We start from the raw sequence: 16,807 nt of genomic DNA, 5'->3' as shown, positions 1-16,807 counted from the left end.
ATGATCAGAGTCGGTAAAGGAGGAGGAGATGGAACAACTTCAGTCAGAACTCTCCCTGGTGCTTGGCGAACCGCTGAGCCGCCTTGAATGCATCAGCGAGCAACCTTACGCCAGTCTCTATTCCCTCTATGACGGGAAAGGCCATGCTATGCCTGTCGTGGCGAAGTATTTTAACGTCAGGGGCATGGCGGCTCAGGAAGCCTTTAAAATTTCCATGCTGGCGCGCGACAGCGCCGTCCGTCTGCCCGCCGTCTACGGGTTGGTTATCAGCCAGCAGCTGCCGCAGCATGAAGTATTGCTGATTGAACGGATGGGCGGCATCCCGGTTGAAGCCCCCTCAAGAACGCCGGCGCACTGGCTCAGGCTACAGGATCAGATCGTCGATGCGCTGCTGGGCTGGCACCGGCTGGAGAGCCACGGGCTGGTCGGTACCGTAGACAGCACGCAGGAAAACCACTGGCCGGCGTGGTATGCGCAAAAAGTGGAGGTGCTCTGGTCTACGCTGGGCTTTTTACGCCCGCGAGTCCTGTCGATGGAGGACCATCGTGTGCTCTACCGCAGCAGGGAAAATCTTGGCAATCTGCTGGCGGATTTCAACGATCCCTGCGTCCTTATACACGGTAATTTATCGTTAAGAAGCATGCATAAAGCGGTCCGGAGCGACGAACTGCTGGGGATGATCGATCCGGGCATTATTCTCTGGGCGCCGCGTGAATATGAGCTTTTTCGCCTTTCTGAACCCGGACTCCCCGAATCGCTGCTTTACCACTACCTCAGCCGGGCGCCGGTCGCGGAGGGCTTCGTCGCGCGGCGCTGGCTTTACCTGATGTGGGAGCAAATCGATCGGCTGATTAACGGCGGCCAGTTTGAACACGCCCGTTTCCGGGCGGCAGCGCAGGCATTACTTCCCTGGCTCTGTTGACGGCAGCGGTTTGCCAGCAGGCTTGATCTGCTGCCAGAGTCGTCCCAGTGATTCATAGATGGCCCGCTCACTGTGACCCAGCCAGAATGCAGCGGGCAGCGCCTTCTCCAGAAAGCCCAGCGGAGAAGTGATCGCCAGCTGGTTAGCCGGTGCAGGGAGAGGATGAAGCCCCTGACGCTGAAAGAAGATCATGGCCCGTGGAAGATGAGAGGCAGATGTCACCAGCAAAAAAGGCTGGTCGCCAATCACTTTTGCCACCTCGCGCGCTTCCTGTTCAGTATCTCTTGGTTTGGTGAGCGTAATAATCGCCGTGGCCGGCACGCCCAGCGACTGGGCGACGCGTGAAGTTACTTCGGCTGAACTGAGCGGGTTATCTGCCACCGCTCGCCCGGTAAAAATCATTTTCGCGCCCGGATTCTCCCGCCATAAGCGGACGCCCTCTGTCAGCCGGGGCAGGCTGTTATTGATCATATTTGAGCTGGGCGCCCAGCGATCGTTCCAGGTATAACCCCCGCCAAGTACCACGATGTAACGGACTTTCTGCTGATTTTGCCATGTAGGGAAACGGTTTTCTGTGGGTGCCAGAAGACGATCGGCTACGGGCTGCAGGCTCAGTAACAGCAACAAAAGCCAGGCGCAGGAAATCGCTATTTTACCCGTTTTCTGCCAGCGGCTGAACCAGAGCAGCAAAAGCCCCACTGCCATAATAATAAGCAGGAGAGGCAGGGGCATCAGCAGCCCGCCAAGCGTTTTTTTGAGGGTGAAAAGCATGGGAAAGGCTTCCTTTTGTCTGAAAAAACGCCACCCAAAAGCAAGGCGGTGACGGAAAGGTTCATTCTCCTCCAGTGTATGTCAAAATAGCGCCCGGAATCACCCACCGACCAGCCGGAGCCGCACGATGCAGGATCGCAACTTTGATGATATCGCCGAGAAGTTTGCAAAGAATATTTACGGTACCACTAAAGGCCGTATCCGGCAGGCTATCGTCTGGCAGGAGCTGGATGAGATTCTGGCGACCTTGCCGGAAGGCCCGTTACAGGTGCTGGATGCGGGTGGGGGTGAAGGGCAGACCAGCTGCGGCCTTGCGGCTAAAGGGCATCAGGTGTTGCTGTGCGATCTTTCTGAGGAAATGCTCCAGCGCGCCCGCCTGCACGCCGCCGAAAAAGGTGTGAGCGAAAACATGCAATTCAAACAAATTAGCGCGCAATCGGCCGCGCAACATTTGGATAAGCCTGCCGATCTGGTATTGTTTCACGCGGTGCTTGAGTGGGTCGCCGACCCCGAAGCCGCGCTGGCGGCCCTGTATGACGCGCTGGCCCCTGGCGGCGTGCTCTCCCTGATGTTTTATAACGTCAACGGCCTGATGATGCAGACGCTGGTATTGGGCAATTTTGGCTATATGCAGGCGGACCTGCGCAAGCGGAAACGAAAAACGCTCTCGCCAGATTTCCCCCGCGAGCCGGATCAAGTCTACCGCTGGCTGGAGAAAACAGGTTTTACGATTGAGCGCAAAGCAGGCATCCGCGTATTCCACGATTATATGCGCGACAAGCAAAAGCAGACTGAACGTTTTGAGGAAGTTCTGGCGCTGGAGAAACGTTTCTGTCGCCAGGAGCCATTTTTAAGTTTGGGCCGATATATCCACGTTACCGCGCGGAAGCCCATAACCAGGACGAACCATGAGTGAATTTTCCCAGACCGTACCGGAACTGGTGGCTTGGGCACGGAAAAATGACTTTTCCGTCTCGCTGCCCACCGAACGTCTGGCGTTCTTGCTGGCAATAGCCACCCTAAACGGGGAGCGCATGGATGGCGAAATGAGCGAAGGCGAACTGATCGACGCCTTCCGCCACGTCAGTGAAGGGTTTGAACAAACCAGCGAAACCGTTCTGATCCGAGCCAACAACGCCATCAACGACATGGTGCGCCAGCGCCTGATCAACCGCTTCACCAGTGAGTTTTCTGAAGGCAACGCCATCTATCGTCTGACGCCGCTGGCTATCGGCATCACCGATTACTATATCCGCCAGCGCGAATTCTCAACGTTGCGGCTTTCAATGCAACTTTCCATCGTGGCCGGTGAGCTGAAGCGTGCCGCAGATGCCGCCGTGGAAAACGGTGACGAGTTCCACTGGCACCGCAACGTCTTTGCCCCGCTCAAGTACTCCGTAGCGGAAATTTTTGACAGCATCGATATTACGCAGCGCATTATGGATGAGCAGCAGCAGGCGGTAAAAGATGATATCGCGCAGTTGCTGAACAAAGACTGGCGCGCGGCTATCTCAAGCTGTGAGCTGCTGCTTAACGAAACCTCAGGTACGCTGCGCGAGCTGCAGGATACGCTGGAGGCGGCTGGCGACAAGCTTCAGGCAAACCTGCTGCGCATTCAGGACGCCACCATGACCAGCCCGGATCTGGGCTTTGTCGATAAGCTGGTTTTCGACCTGCAAAACAAGCTGGACCGCATTATCAGCTGGGGACAGCAGGCCATCGATCTCTGGATCGGTTACGATCGCCACGTGCATAAATTTATCCGTACCGCCATCGATATGGATAAAAACCGGGTGTTTGCCCAGCGTCTTCGTCAGTCTGTGCAGAGCTACTTTGATCACCCCTGGACGCTCACCCATGCGAATGCAGAGCGTCTTTTTGACGTGCGCGATGAAGAACTGACGTTGCGTAACGAAGAGGTGACGGGCGAACTGCCGGCCGAGCTGGAGTATGAAGAGTTTAACGAAATTCGCGAGCAGCTTGCCGCGATGATTGAAGAAGCGCTGGCGATCTATAAAGCGCAGCAAAAGCCGCTCAATCTGGGTGCCGTGATGCGTGACTATCTGGCGCAGTATCCGCGGGCGCGTCATTTTGACGTGGCGCGCATCGTTGTCGATCAGGCCGTGCGGTTGGGCGTGGCCGAAGCAGATTTCTCCGGCCTGCCCGCAGAGTGGCAGGTCATTAATGATTACGGAGCCAAGGTACAGGCGCATGTCATCGATAAATATTGAACAAGTGATGCCGGTCAAGCTGGCACAGGCGCTGGCTAATCCGCTTTTTCCGGCGCTGGATAGCCAGCTGCGCGCCGGCCGCCACGTGGGCATTGAAGAGCTGGATAATCACGCTTTTCTGATGGATTACCAGGAGTTCCTGGAAGAATTTTATGCGCGTTACAATGTGGAATTAATTCGCGCGCCGGAGGGGTTTTTCTATCTGCGGCCGCGATCCACGACCCTGATCCCGCGATCGGTGCTCTCCGAGCTGGATATGATGGTGGGAAAAATTCTCTGCTATCTCTATCTCAGCCCGGAAAGACTGGCGAACGAAGGCATCTTCACCCAGCAGGAGCTTTACGATGAGCTGCTCTCTCTGGCTGACGAGAACAAGCTGCTGAAGCTGGTAAACCAGCGTTCAACCGGTTCCGACCTTGACCACCAGAAGCTTCAGGAAAAAATTCGCGCGTCGCTGAATCGCCTGCGCCGTCTTGGCATGGTGTGGTTTATGGGCAATGACAACAGCAAGTTCCGCATCATCGAATCGGTGTTCCGTTTCGGCGCCGACGTGCGTAGCGGTGACGATCCGCTTGAGGCACAGCTAAGAATGATCAGGGATGGCGAGGCGATGTCTCTGGAAAGTGGCCTGGCGCTGAATGATGAAAGCGAAGAAGAGGGCGAGGCGCAAAGCGGCCCGTCCGGTAACGCGGAGGATGAACAGGCATGATTGAACGCGGAAAATTTCGCTCGCTGACGCTGATTAACTGGAACGGCTTTTTTGCCCGGACTTTCGATCTGGATGAGCTGGTGACCACGCTCTCCGGAGGAAACGGCGCCGGTAAATCTACCACCATGGCGGCATTTATTACGGCGCTGATCCCCGATCTGACGCTGCTGCACTTCCGTAATACCACGGAAGCGGGGGCGACATCAGGCTCGCGGGATAAGGGCCTGCACGGCAAACTGCGTCCGGGCGTCTGCTATGCGGCGCTGGACGTGGTCAACTCGCTGCATCAGCGCGTGATCGTCGGCGTACGCCTGCAGCAGGTTGCCGGCCGCGATCGCAAAGTGGACATCAAGCCATTCAGTATTCACGGCCTGCCAACCAGCATCAACCCAACGGAAATTCTGACTGAAACCGTGAATGCGCGACAGGCGCGCGTGCTGCCGCTCAGCGAACTGAAAGAGAAGTTCGAGGCGATGGAAAGCGTCCAGTTCAGACAGTTTAATTCCATCACCGATTACCACTCGCTGATGTTCGACCTGGGCATCGTGGCGCGCCGGCTGCGTTCAGCTTCCGATCGCAGCAAATACTATCGCCTGATCGAGGCTTCGCTCTACGGCGGGATCTCCAGCGCTATCACCCGCTCGCTGCGTGACTATCTGCTGCCGGAGAATAGCGGCGTACGTAAAGCTTTCCAGGATATGGAAGCGGCGCTGCGCGAAAACCGGATGACGCTGGAGGCGATCCGCGTTACCCAGTCCGATCGCGATCTCTTTAAGCATCTGATCTCTGAAGCCACCAGCTACGTGGCCGCGGACTATATGCGGCATGCCAACGAGCGGCGGATTCATCTTGATGGCGCCATGCTTCATCGCAGCGATCTGTTTGAAAGCCGTAAACAGCTGGCGGTAGAGCAGTATCGCCACGTCGAGATGGCGCGGGAGCTGGCTGAGCACAGCGGCGCGGAAAGCGATCTTGAAACCGACTACCAGAGCGCCAGCGATCATCTGAACCTGGTGCAGACGGCGATGCGCCAGCAGGAGAAGATCGAACGTTACGAAGGTGACATCGAGGAGCTTACCTACCGGCTGGAAGAGCAGAGCGAAGTCGTGGCGGAAGCGCGTGAGATCCACGAAGAGAATGAAGCCCGTGCCGAAGCGGCCGAGCTGGAAGTTGATGAGCTGAAAAGCCAGCTGGCGGACTACCAGCAGGCGCTGGACGTGCAGCAGACGCGTGCTATCCAGTATCAGCAGGCACTTCAGGCGCTGCAACGTGCTCAGGCGCTCTGCCAGATCCCCGATCTGAACAGTGACAATGCCGAAAGCTGGCAGGAAACTTTCCAGGCGAAAGAGCAGGAGGCGACCGAGCGCCTGCTGATGCTCGAACAGAAAATGAGCGTGGCCGACGCGGCGCACGGTCAGTTCGAACAGGCGTTTGAGCTGGTAACCCGCATTGCCGGTTCCGTTAGCCGCAGCGAAGCTTACCAGACCGGACGTGAATTGCTGCGCGATGCGGGCAATCAGCGCTATCACGCCGAACAGCTTCAGTCATTGCGTTCGCGTGTTGCCGAAATGGAGCAGCGTCTCAGGGAGCAGCAGGATGCCGAACGCCTGCTGAATGAGTTCTGCAAACGGCAGGGGCAGCAGTACGATCCCGATGAGCTGGAAGCGCTACAGATTGAACTGGAAGCTCGGATTGAGCAGCTTTCCGAAAGCGTCGCTGACGCCGGTGAGCGCCGTATGGCGCTACGTCAGGAGCTGGAGCAGATCCGCGATCGCATTGCGCTTCTGACCCGGCAGGCGCCTCACTGGCTGGCGGCGCAGGAAATTCTCAGTCAGCTGAGCGAACAGACCGGGCAGGCGCTGGAAAGCAGTCAGCAGGTAACGGAATATATGCAGCTGCTGCTGGAGCGCGAGCGCGAAACGAGCGTCGAGCGTGATGAAGTCGCCGCCCGCAAGCGCAGCGTGGAAAGGCAAATCGAGCGTCTGAGCCAGCCGGGCGGCGCGGGTGACGCCCGCCTGAACACCCTGGCGGAGCGTTTCGGTGGTGTACTGCTCTCTGAAATTTACGACGATGTCAGCCTGGACGATGCGCCTTACTTCTCGGCGCTCTATGGTCCATCGCGTCACGCTATCGTTGTGCCCGATCTGTCGCTGGTGCGCGAGCACCTCGACGGGCTCGAAGAGTGCCCTGAGGATCTTTACCTGATCGAGGGAGATCCGCAGTCTTTTGATGACAGCGTGTTCAACGTTGAAGAGCTGCAAAAAGCGGTGGTTGTGAAATCGGGCGATCGTCAGTGGCGCTATTCCCGGTTTCCGAAAGTCCCTCTGTTTGGCCGTGCGGCGCGCGAAAATCAGCTGGAAAAGCTTCATGCCGAACGGGAAACGCTGGCGGAGCGCTACGCAACCCTGTCGTTTGATGTCCAGAAAACGCAGCGTCTGCATCAATCCTTCAGCCGCTTTATCGGTACGCATCTGGGCGTGGCCTTTGAGCCGGATCCGGAAGCGGAAATCCGCCAGCTTAATGGCCGCCGCGGCGAACTGGAACGGGCGCTCAGCGCGCATGACAGTGAAAACCAGCAGCAGCGTCAGCAGTTTGACCAGGCGAAAGAGGGCGTCTCCCAGCTCAACAGGCTAATGCCGCGTGTCAGCCTGCTGCAGGATGAAACCTTGCAGGATCGCTATGACGAACTGCTGGAAAGACTGGATGAAGCGCAGGAAGCCGCCCGCTTCCTGCAACAGCACGGACAGCAGCTGATAAAACTTGAGCCAATTGTTGCCGTGCTGCAAAGCGATCCTGAGCAGCACGAGCAGCTTAAGCTCGATTATGAGCAGGCCCGTCAGGCACAGCGTGATGCACGTCAGCAGGCTTTTGCCATTACTGAAGTCGTCCAGCGCCGCGCCCATTTCGGTTATGTGGATTCCGCCGGGATGCTTGATGGCAACAGCGACCTGAACGAAAAACTGCGCCAGCGTCTTGAGCACGCCGGGGCTGAACGCGCCCGCGCCCGCGAGAAGTTGCGCTCTCACCAGGCTCAGCTTACCCAGTATTCTCAGGTGCTCGCCTCACTGAAAAGCTCCTGGGATGCCAAACGCGACATGCTGAAAGAGCTTCAGCAGGAGATGCAGGATATTGGCGTTCAGGCCGATGCCAGCGCGGAGGAGCGCGCCCGGCTGCGCCGCGATGAACTCTATTCTGCGCTCAGCAACAACCGCGCCCGCCGTAATCAGCTTGAGAAGCAGCTGACCTTCTGCGAGGCCGAGATGGATGCGCTACAGAAAAAACTGAAGCGCGTTGAGCGTGATTACCGCCAGAGCCGTGAGCAGGTTGTTTATGCCAAGGCGGGATGGGTGACCGTACTTCGTCTGGTGAAAGATAACGGCGTGGAGCGCAGGCTGCACCGGCGCGAATTTGCTTATCTCAGCGGCGATGAGCTGCGCTCAATGTCGGATAAGGCGCTGGGGGCGCTGCGTCTTGCGGTGGCCGATAACGAACACCTGCGCGACGTGCTGCGCTTATCGGAAGATCCGAAACGACCAGAGCGTAAAATTCAGTTCTTTATTGCCGTCTACCAGCATCTGCGCGAACGTATCCGCCAGGATATTATCCGCACTGACGATCCGGTAGAGGCGATCGAACAGATGGAGATTGAACTGGGTCGCCTGACCGAGGAGCTTACCGCCCGTGAGCAGATGCTGGCGATAAGCACCCGCAGCGTGGCGAACATCATCCGCAAAACGATCCAGCGCGAGCAGAACCGTATCCGCCAGCTGAACCAGGGACTACAGACCGTCAGCTTCGGCCAGGTGAAAAGCGTACGTCTCAATGTCAACGTGCGCGAGTCCCACGCCACGCTGCTGGATGTGCTCTCTGAGCAGCATGAGCAGCACCAGGATCTGTTCAACAGCAACCGTCTGACCTTCTCTGAAGCGCTGGCTAAGCTCTATCAGCGCCTGAATCCGCAAATCGATATGGGGCAGCGTACGCCGCAAACTATCGGTGAAGAGCTGCTGGATTACCGCAACTATCTGGAGATGGAGGTGGAGGTTAACCGTGGCTCGGATGGCTGGCTGCGTGCAGAAAGCGGCGCGCTTTCAACCGGTGAGGCGATCGGGACCGGGATGTCCATTCTGGTGATGGTCGTGCAGAGCTGGGAAGAGGAGTCACGACGGCTGCGCGGGAAGGATATTTCTCCATGTCGTCTGCTATTCCTTGATGAAGCGGCGCGCCTGGATGCCAAGTCAATCGCCACGCTGTTTGAGCTCTGCGATCGTCTTGAAATGCAGCTGATCATTGCGGCGCCGGAAAATATCAGCCCAGAAAAAGGCACTACCTATAAGCTGGTCCGTAAGGTCGTTAACAACGTTGAGCACGTTCACGTCGTTGGCCTGCGCGGCTTTGGTGCCGATCCGGTCGCGGCAAACGTCGTGACGGAGGAAGAAGCCCAGCAGATTTCATCCTGAGCTGAGCGAAAATATCCACTGCCGTATATGGAAAAATAAGCGGTGGCGGATTACTCTACGCAACGGCATTGGCTGCTTTACAGGCTAATGCCGTTTTCTTTTCTATACTTATAACAATGACCGTCGGCAGATGGCTTTCGTCTGTTCAGTCACTTACAGGAGGCAAGGGATGTTGCTGACAAATTCGAAATTCGCAAAAATTATCCTTCCGGGCTGCTTTCTGGCCATGACCCTTGGGCAGGCGGTGCCGGCCGCGGCGGGTATTCCTCCTGTTTCAGCGCCAGTGGCGGTAAAGCCCACGATTCAACAGGTACAGTCACAGCTGCTAGCCGCTTTCCCCAACGGCTACCGTCCCCATTATCTTACTGCGCTGGCTTCGCTCTATGCGACACGCGACATGCAGCCCATGTGGCAGGACCGGACAGCGGTGCAGCAGTTTCAGCAGCAGCTGGCGGAAGTGGCTATCTCCGGCGTTCAGCCTCAGTTTACGCAGTGGGTCAGGCTGCTGACCGATCCGGCCGTGACCGGACTGGCGCGTGATGTCGTGCTGTCCGACGCCATGCTTGGTTACCTGCAGTTTGTCTCAACCGTTCCTGCGAAAGGGGAAACCTGGCTCTACAGCAACGTGCCTTATAAGCTGGAACTGCCCGCCATGTCGGTGATCAATCAGTGGCAAAACGCGCTTCAGCAGGGCGCCGCCAGCACCTTTATCACCTCGCTGGCACCGCGTCATCCGCAGTACAGCCGCATGCACGAAGCGCTTAAGGGGCTGCTATCGGATACGCAGCCATGGCCTCAGCTGACTGATAAACAGACGCTGCGTCCGGGCCAGCTGAGCGATGACGTTCCGGCTCTCAGAGAAATCCTTCAGCGCACCGGGATGATGACGCAGGAGACGCCGTCCCCCACGCCTGATGAGGATGTGATAGCAGGAAACAGTCTGCCTGTTACCAGGGACAATGATGCTGTTGTCATCAGCCCTTCTGCGACATCGCTGCCTGACAGTACGGAGGCCAGTACGCCAGATATTGCCGGCAACGTAGAAGTGACCGCCGCGCCTGCTAACCCAACCCTTATCTACTCTGCCGATCTGGTTGAGGCCGTGAAGCGCTTTCAGCACTGGCAGGGGCTGGAAACGGATGGCGCGATAGGCCCCCGCACGCGGGAATGGCTTAACGTTTCGCCACAGCTGCGCGCTGCGTTGCTGGCGTTAAATATTCAGCGGCTGCGCCTGTTACCGGATGATATGCACAACGGCATCATGGTAAATATTCCCAACTATTCGCTGATTTATTACCTTAACGGCGATCGGATCCTTTCCTCCCGGGTGATTGTGGGACGGCCAGATCGGAAAACGCCACTGATGCGCAGCGCCCTTAATAATGTGGTTCTGAATCCGCCATGGAATGTGCCAACCACCCTGGTACGTAAGGATATTGTGCCTAAGGTGAAACAGGATCCAACCTATCTCTACAAGCATAACTACACGCTCTTGTCCGGCTGGAGCAATGATGCCGAGGTGATCGACCCCAGCATGATTGACTGGAGCATGGTTTCGGCGGCCTCCTTTCCTTATCGTATCCGGCAGGCGCCGGGAGCAGGTAACTCGCTGGGACGTTACAAATTCAATATGCCCAGTTCGGATGCCATCTACCTTCACGATACCCCTAACCATAATCTGTTCCAGAAGGACATTCGCGCGCTGAGCTCCGGCTGCGTTCGCGTCAACAAAGCGTCCGATCTGGCGAATCTGCTGTTGCAGGATGCGGGATGGAACGACACGCGTATCTCCGGCACGCTTAAAGAGGGTAATACCCGTTACGTGCCGGTCCGCCACCGCATCCCCGTTAACCTTTATTATCTGACCGCCTGGGTCGCTGATGACGGTCAGCCGCAGTATCGTACAGATATTTACAATTACGATGCCACCGCCCGTTCCGGCGCTCAGGTTCTGACTGAAGCAGGAAAGTTGCTTCTCTAACAATTGATTAATCTGCCTTTCCCTGGTGAAACAGCCTGCCCGGATAATCCCCAATGCCGGGCAGGTTAATTTTTTCGCCCGCCCGCGCTTTCTGGTGGGTTGACTCAGCATATTTACCTGGTTAAGGTTCGCAACAGTATTTTTTTTGTACATTTATGAACATTTCGTCAGGTAACTCAGATTAATGGATAATTTCGATTCTCACCGCCGTAAGCTGCTTACCCTGGGTGGCGCTGCTCTCGGCCTCACGCTCCTTCCAGGCCAGGCTTTCGCTTCACGTTCCACCTCCCGTCCCCGGGTATTAACGCTCAATAACCTGCATACCGGTGAAAAGCTTAAAACCGAGTTCTTTGATGGCAAGCGGTATGACAAAGCTGAACTGTCGCGTCTGAACCATTTTTTCCGTGATTACCGGGCAAATAAGATCACCAGTATCGATCCTCATCTGTTCGATCAGCTTTTCCGTCTTCAGGCGATGTTAGAGACGCACAAACCCGTTCAGCTTATTTCTGGTTACCGCTGCCTCGCCACTAATAACGCGCTTCGTTCCCGCAGCAGCGGCGTAGCCAAACACAGCTACCATACGCTGGGCCAGGCGATGGATTTTCACATTGAAGGTATCTCCTTGAGTCATGTACGCAAAGCGGCCCTTTCGCTGCGGGCGGGCGGCGTGGGATACTATCCACGCAGCAACTTTGTGCACATAGATACCGGCCCGGTCCGCAGCTGGGCATAGTGAAATCCCGGTGAGCGTAGAGCGAGCCGGTAACGGAGCGTTATGGAATATCAAGTTATACCGGTGACGGCGTTTGCCCAGAATTGTTCCCTGATCTGGTGCCCGGCAACCGGGCAGGCCGCGATTGTCGATCCCGGTGGCGATGCGGAAAAAATCAAAGCGCAGGTGGCCGAAAAGGCGGTGACGGTAACGCAGATCCTGCTGACTCACGGACACCTTGATCATGCAGGCGCGGCGGCTGAGCTGGCGGCGTTTTACGCTGTGCCGGTGGTGGGACCGCACAAGGCCGATGCGTTCTGGCTTGAAGGACTGCCAGAACAAAGCCGGATGTTTGGACTTGCGGAATGCGCGCCGCTTACGCCGGATCGCTGGCTGAATGAAGGAGATACCGTCCAGGTCGGCAAGATTCTGTTCGAAATCCTGCTCTGCCCAGGCCACACGCCAGGACATATCGTCTTCTTCAGTCGCGCTGACCGGCTACTGGTTTCCGGTGACGTTATTTTTAGCGGCGGAGTGGGGCGTACCGATTTCCCTCAGGGCAGCCACAGCGATTTGATCCACGCGATTAAGCATAAATTACTGCCGCTGGGCGATGACGTTGCTTTCCTGCCGGGACATGGGCCTGCCTCCACGCTGGGTCGCGAACGCATCTCCAATCCTTTTCTTCAGTAACCGGATGCACCCACAAAAAAGCCTGCGTATGCAGGCTTTTTTTATCAGAATGACCGTTACAGAACGGCCACAATAGCTTCGCACAGCGGCGACATATTGTCCGGTGTCATTCCCGCGACGTTGACGCGCCCCGAGTTGACGGCGTAGACGCCGAACTCTTCACGCAGACGCACCACCTGATCTTTGGTCAGGCCGCTGAATGAGAACATACCGTTCTGATTAATGATGAAGCTGAAATCACCTTTTGCGCCTTTTTCCTGCAGCGTGTTAACGAACAGCTGGCGCATACGCTGAATACGCTGACGCATATCTGTCAGCTCCTGCTCCCAGATGCCGCGCAGTGCGCTGTTACCAAGAATAGTGGCTACTACTGCCGCACCGTGTGCGGGTGGGTTGGAGTAGTTGGCGCGGATGGTGTATTTAATCTGACTGAAAGCCTTATCGGCAATGCTGGCGTCAGCGGCGACCAGAGTCAGCGCCCCGACGCGCTCATTATACAGGCCGAAGTTTTTTGAATAGGAGCTGGCCACCAGCAGTTCCTGATGTGCTGCTGCAAAAATACGCAGTCCTTCAGCATCCTCTTCCAGCCCACGGGCAAAGCCCTGATAGGCGAAATCAAACAGCGGCAGCCAGCCGCTGGCCAGTGAAAGCCTGGCAAGTTCGGCCCACTGCTCAGCAGAAGGGTCAACGCCGGTTGGGTTATGGCAGCAGCCGTGGAACAACACGATATCGCCTGCCTGAGCCTCACCCAGTGACTTCACCATGCCGTCAAAGTCCAGCGAATGGCTGGCCGCGTCGTAATAGTGATATTCACACACTTCCAGACCAGCAGACTCAAAGACGTTTTTATGGTTTGGCCAGCTTGGATTGCTGACCCAGACGCGTTTTGCGCTGGTCTGGGTGGCAATGAAGTCGGCAGCAACGCGCAGTGCGCCCGTGCCGCCAGGCGTCTGGGCCGTGCGCGCCCGCGTACCGTTAATCGCATTATTCTGACCAAAAAGCAGCGCCTGGGTGCATTTGCCAAAGTCCGCAAGACCATCAATGCTCAGGTAATTCTTGGTCGTTTCGTTTTCCAGCAGATACTGCTCAGCCTTTTTAACGCTGGTCAGCACCGGCGTCTGACCGGTTTCATCTTTATAGACGCCGATGCCAAGATTAATCTTATGAGGGCGGTCATCAGCGCGGAAAAGATCGGCTAAACCAAGAATAGGGTCGGCAGGTGCTGCTGCAATGCGTTCAAACATAGTCGAAGTCCGTTAGCGTAATCTGAAGCGAAGTGAAGCCTCAGGTTACCGCCACGACGCACAAATTGCCAACCGTTTGCGTTAAAAAAATGCGTGAAAGCAGGGGTAAGATCAACGGAGTAAGAGAAGGGGAAGTGCTGAAAACAAAAACGGGGCCGAAGCCCCGTTTCAGGATTGCGCGAGGGTGAAGGCTCACCCCGGCAGGCAATTAGAACTGGTAAACCAGACCAACTGCTACAGTGTCACCAGAGTTCACAGCCAGACGGTTGTCATCGTCGATCTGGTTGATGATGTAGTCAACATAGGTAGACATGTTTTTGTTGAAGTAGTAGGTTGCGCCCACTTCAAAGTATTTAGTCAGGTCAACATCACCCACGCCCTCAATGTCTTTCGCTTTAGACTGCACGTAAGCGATGGACGGACGCAGACCGAAGTCGAACTGGTACTGTGCAACCAGCTCAATCTGCTGAGTTTTGTTAGCAAAACCGACGCTACCTGAAGTCAGGTTTCCTACAGAATTATCTTCAACGAAGGTAGCGTTACGCGTTTCGCTGTACATGGCTGCCAGATAGATATTGTTGGCATCATATTTCAGTGCGGTCGCCCACTGCTCAGCACGGTCTCCACCGTTACCGAAGAAAGAGTTCACCTGGCCGTTAGTACGGTCGCTGGAGCCATAAGCACCAGAGATAGCGATACCAACTGGCAGGGTATAGGTAGCGGACATCGCGTAGCCGTCACCATTTGCCTTGTCGATGCTACGTGAGTTTGCCTGAACACCGTCTTCATTTTTACCCTGGTACTGTGCGGCGAAGTCCAGACCGTCAACCAGACCAAAGAAGTTGGTGTTACGGTAAGTCGCGAAGCCGTTACCACGACCTACAAAGAAGTTATCTGAATAAGCAGCATCACCGCCGAACTCAGGCAGCATATCGGTCCAGCTCATTGGATCATAAACAACACCGTAGTTACGACCATAGTCGAAAGAACCGGCATCGCCGAATTTCAGACCGGCAAAGCCCAGACGGGTTTTGTTGCCAACCTGATAGTCATTTCCGCCTTCAGAGTGGTTAGCCTGAACGTTATATTCCCACTGGCCGTAACCGGTCAGCATATCGTTAATCTGGGTTTCACCTTTGAAACCAAAGCGCACGTATGACTTGTCGCCATCAGTTGCGTAACCATCATTATCAGCGAAGTAATGCAGACCAACGGCTTTACCATAGAGGTCCAGCTTGTTGCCGTCTTTATTATAAATTTCTGCTGCATTGGCTGCACCAGCTGCTAACAGTGCTGGGATTACCAGTGCCAGAATGTTGCGCTTCATCATTATTTATTACCCTCATTGGAGTTATTTGGACACCTGCCACTGCCGTCAACAATTCTTTACAGAACCCTGAAGAGAGTTTGGTGTCTTCCTGTGTCTGCACGCATCTTTCCATTCGTAGCGCCGTTAATCTAGCCCGAAAATGCTACTAATCTCTTATTCTGGTTACAGGAGGAAAATATGTATTACAAAATGTAAAAATTACGGAACTTTGTGAGATACCTCATAATTTCCAAAAATAAAAAAAGGCCAGCTAAGCTGACCTTTAATATATATATGAATTTCTTATATTTAATGCGATAAATCAGAAGCTGGCGTTGCGTGGCGTCCGCGGGAAGGCGATAACGTCCCTGACATTCTGTACGCCGGTAACGTAGGCAATTAACCTTTCAAAACCTAAGCCAAAGCCGGAATGCGGTACGGTGCCGTACCGGCGCAGATCGCGGTACCACCAGTAATCTTCTTTATTCAGCCCCATTTCAGCCAGGCGGGCATCCAGCACATCCAGACGCTCTTCACGCTGCGATCCACCGATAATTTCGCCGATGCCTGGCGCCAGTACGTCCATGGCGGCAACGGTTTTACCGTCATCGTTCAGGCGCATATAAAATGCCTTGATATCTTTCGGGTAGTTTTTTACCACGACCGGGGCTTTGAAGTGCTTCTCAGCCAGATAGCGCTCGTGTTCGGAAGAAAGATCGATACCCCAGGAGACCGCATTCTCGAACTTTTCACCGCAGGCGCTCAGGATCTCAATAGCATCGGTGTAGTCCACCTGGGCAAAATCCGTCGTCACAAAACGTTCCAGACGAGAGACGGCATCTTTATCAACGCGTTCAGCAAAGAAGGCCATATCATCAGCGCGCTCTTCAAGCACCGCTTTGAACACATATTTCAACATCGCTTCCGCCAGGGCGGCATTATCTTCCAGATCGGCGAAGGCCACTTCCGGCTCCAGCATCCAGAATTCCGCCAGGTGACGGCTGGTATGGGAGTTTTCGGCGCGGAAGGTCGGTCCAAAGGTGTAGATTTTAGAAATCGCGCTGGCGTACGTCTCACCGTTCAGCTGACCTGAAACGGTCAGAAACGCCTCTTTGCCAAAGAAGTCTTCATCAAAGTTGATTTTACCTTCCGGCGTGCGCGGCAGGTTTTCCAGATCCAGCGTTGAGACACGGAACATCTCGCCCGCGCCTTCGGTGTCTGATGCGGTGATCAGCGGTGTGGAAACCCAGAAGAAACCCTGTTCGTCGAAGAAGCGATGCAGCGCCTGTGCCAGCGTATGACGAACGCGCGCGACCGCACCGATCAGGTTCGTGCGCGGACGCAGGTGAGCAACTTCACGGAGGTATTCAATGCTGTGACGCTTGGCTGCCATAGGATAGGTATCAGGATCGTCAACCCAGCCCACTACCTCAACGGCGGTGGCCTGAATTTCGAAGCTCTGGCCTTCACCCGGCGACTCCACGACCTTGCCGGTAATAGCAACCGAGCAGCCGGTAGTCAGGCGCAGCACTTCATCCTGATAATTATTCAGAGAATTATTGACGACAGCCTGGACGGGATTAAAGCAGGAACCGTCATAGACGGCGATGAAAGAAATACCGGCTTTTGAATCTCTTCGGGTACGAACCCAGCCGCGTACGGTAACTTCACTGTCAACCGCGACACGGCCGTGCAGTACATCCGCTACAGGCACAACGCTCATAAAAGTCTCTCACTATTAATCAGAATGGAAAATGTTACCCCGGATTCGG

Annotated in this window: 11 protein-coding genes and 1 pseudogene; 8 read left to right on the top strand and 4 right to left on the bottom strand. The window is 55.6% G+C overall.

From position 1 onward, the window contains the following. Window positions 1-28 precede the first annotated feature (28 nt). Window positions 29-922, top strand: a complete 894-nt coding sequence (locus tag AAH446_RS04480) for a YcbJ family phosphotransferase (RefSeq protein ID WP_342905494.1) — start codon at window positions 29-31, stop codon at window positions 920-922. Here AAH446_RS04480 and elyC read toward each other — a convergent pair. Continuing rightward, window positions 902-1,693, bottom strand: a complete 792-nt coding sequence (elyC, locus tag AAH446_RS04475) for an envelope biogenesis factor ElyC (RefSeq protein ID WP_342905493.1) — start codon at window positions 1,691-1,693, stop codon at window positions 902-904. The genes AAH446_RS04480 and elyC overlap by 21 nt on opposite strands. A 127-nt stretch (window positions 1,694-1,820) precedes the next feature. On the opposite strand from elyC, the gene cmoM reads away from it, so the two are divergent. From cmoM to AAH446_RS04440, 7 genes and pseudogenes are all read left to right on the top strand, one after another. After that, window positions 1,821-2,609, top strand: a complete 789-nt coding sequence (cmoM, locus tag AAH446_RS04470) for a tRNA uridine 5-oxyacetic acid(34) methyltransferase CmoM (RefSeq protein WP_342905492.1) — start codon at window positions 1,821-1,823, stop codon at window positions 2,607-2,609. Continuing rightward, window positions 2,602-3,924 carry a chromosome partition protein MukF gene (gene mukF / locus AAH446_RS04465; RefSeq protein ID WP_342905491.1) on the top strand — a complete coding sequence of 441 codons (1,323 nt, stop codon included), beginning with the start codon at window positions 2,602-2,604 and terminating at the stop codon, window positions 3,922-3,924. The genes cmoM and mukF overlap by 8 nt, the downstream gene beginning before the upstream one ends. Continuing rightward, window positions 3,905-4,633 carry a chromosome partition protein MukE gene (gene mukE / locus AAH446_RS04460; protein ID WP_342905490.1) on the top strand — a complete coding sequence of 243 codons (729 nt, stop codon included), beginning with the start codon at window positions 3,905-3,907 and terminating at the stop codon, window positions 4,631-4,633. The genes mukF and mukE overlap by 20 nt, the downstream gene beginning before the upstream one ends. After that, window positions 4,630-9,093: a chromosome partition protein MukB gene (gene mukB, locus AAH446_RS04455; RefSeq protein ID WP_342905489.1), complete on the top strand. Its 4,464-nt coding sequence runs from the start codon at window positions 4,630-4,632 to the stop codon at window positions 9,091-9,093. The genes mukE and mukB overlap by 4 nt, the downstream gene beginning before the upstream one ends. Before the next feature lie 250 nt (window positions 9,094-9,343). Further along, window positions 9,344-11,074, top strand: a pseudogene (gene ldtD, locus AAH446_RS04450) (L,D-transpeptidase); the annotation flags it as partial. Between the two features lie 184 nt (window positions 11,075-11,258). Next, entirely contained in the window at window positions 11,259-11,810 is a 552-nt protein-coding gene (locus AAH446_RS04445) for a YcbK family protein (RefSeq protein ID WP_342905487.1), read from the top strand. A 42-nt stretch (window positions 11,811-11,852) separates the two neighbouring features. Next, window positions 11,853-12,482, top strand: a complete 630-nt coding sequence (locus AAH446_RS04440; protein ID WP_342905486.1) for an MBL fold metallo-hydrolase — start codon at window positions 11,853-11,855, stop codon at window positions 12,480-12,482. Window positions 12,483-12,538: 56 nt separating this feature from the next. On the opposite strand, the gene AAH446_RS04435 is transcribed toward AAH446_RS04440, so the two are convergent. The 3 genes from AAH446_RS04435 to asnS all read right to left on the bottom strand — a co-directional run bounded on the left by AAH446_RS04435 (window position 12,539) and on the right by asnS (window position 16,758). After that, window positions 12,539-13,726 (bottom strand): amino acid aminotransferase, encoded by a 1,188-nt coding sequence (locus AAH446_RS04435; protein WP_342905485.1) that lies wholly within the window; start codon window positions 13,724-13,726, stop codon window positions 12,539-12,541. A gap of 208 nt (window positions 13,727-13,934) precedes the next feature. After that, window positions 13,935-15,056: a porin OmpF gene (gene ompF / locus AAH446_RS04430; RefSeq protein ID WP_342905484.1), complete on the bottom strand. Its 1,122-nt coding sequence runs from the start codon at window positions 15,054-15,056 to the stop codon at window positions 13,935-13,937. Between the two features lie 301 nt (window positions 15,057-15,357). Further along, window positions 15,358-16,758 carry an asparagine--tRNA ligase gene (asnS, locus tag AAH446_RS04425; protein ID WP_342905483.1) on the bottom strand — a complete coding sequence of 467 codons (1,401 nt, stop codon included), beginning with the start codon at window positions 16,756-16,758 and terminating at the stop codon, window positions 15,358-15,360. Window positions 16,759-16,807: the final 49 nt, after the last annotated feature.

The organism is Erwinia psychrophila, from assembly GCF_039023475.1.
Lineage (GTDB): Bacteria > Pseudomonadota > Gammaproteobacteria > Enterobacterales > Enterobacteriaceae > Erwinia.
Note: the sequence above shows the minus strand (reverse complement) of the source record. Positions and strands in the feature narration are given on the sequence as shown.

Excerpts from the sequence above, each read along its gene's own strand:
- AAH446_RS04445 (WP_342905487.1), top strand. The coding sequence starts at position 11,259 with ATGGATAATTTCGATTCTCACCGCCGTAAGCTGCTTACCCTGGGTGGC.
- mukB (WP_342905489.1), top strand. The coding sequence starts at position 4,630 with ATGATTGAACGCGGAAAATTTCGCTCGCTGACGCTGATTAACTGGAAC.
- cmoM (WP_342905492.1), top strand. The coding sequence starts at position 1,821 with ATGCAGGATCGCAACTTTGATGATATCGCCGAGAAGTTTGCAAAGAAT.
- ompF (WP_342905484.1), bottom strand. The coding sequence starts at position 15,056 with ATGATGAAGCGCAACATTCTGGCACTGGTAATCCCAGCACTGTTAGCA.
- mukF (WP_342905491.1), top strand. The coding sequence starts at position 2,602 with ATGAGTGAATTTTCCCAGACCGTACCGGAACTGGTGGCTTGGGCACGG.
- AAH446_RS04435 (WP_342905485.1), bottom strand. The coding sequence starts at position 13,726 with ATGTTTGAACGCATTGCAGCAGCACCTGCCGACCCTATTCTTGGTTTA.
- elyC (WP_342905493.1), bottom strand. The coding sequence starts at position 1,693 with ATGCTTTTCACCCTCAAAAAAACGCTTGGCGGGCTGCTGATGCCCCTG.
- mukE (WP_342905490.1), top strand. The coding sequence starts at position 3,905 with ATGTCATCGATAAATATTGAACAAGTGATGCCGGTCAAGCTGGCACAG.
- asnS (WP_342905483.1), bottom strand. The coding sequence starts at position 16,758 with ATGAGCGTTGTGCCTGTAGCGGATGTACTGCACGGCCGTGTCGCGGTT.
- AAH446_RS04440 (WP_342905486.1), top strand. The coding sequence starts at position 11,853 with ATGGAATATCAAGTTATACCGGTGACGGCGTTTGCCCAGAATTGTTCC.
- AAH446_RS04480 (WP_342905494.1), top strand. The coding sequence starts at position 29 with ATGGAACAACTTCAGTCAGAACTCTCCCTGGTGCTTGGCGAACCGCTG.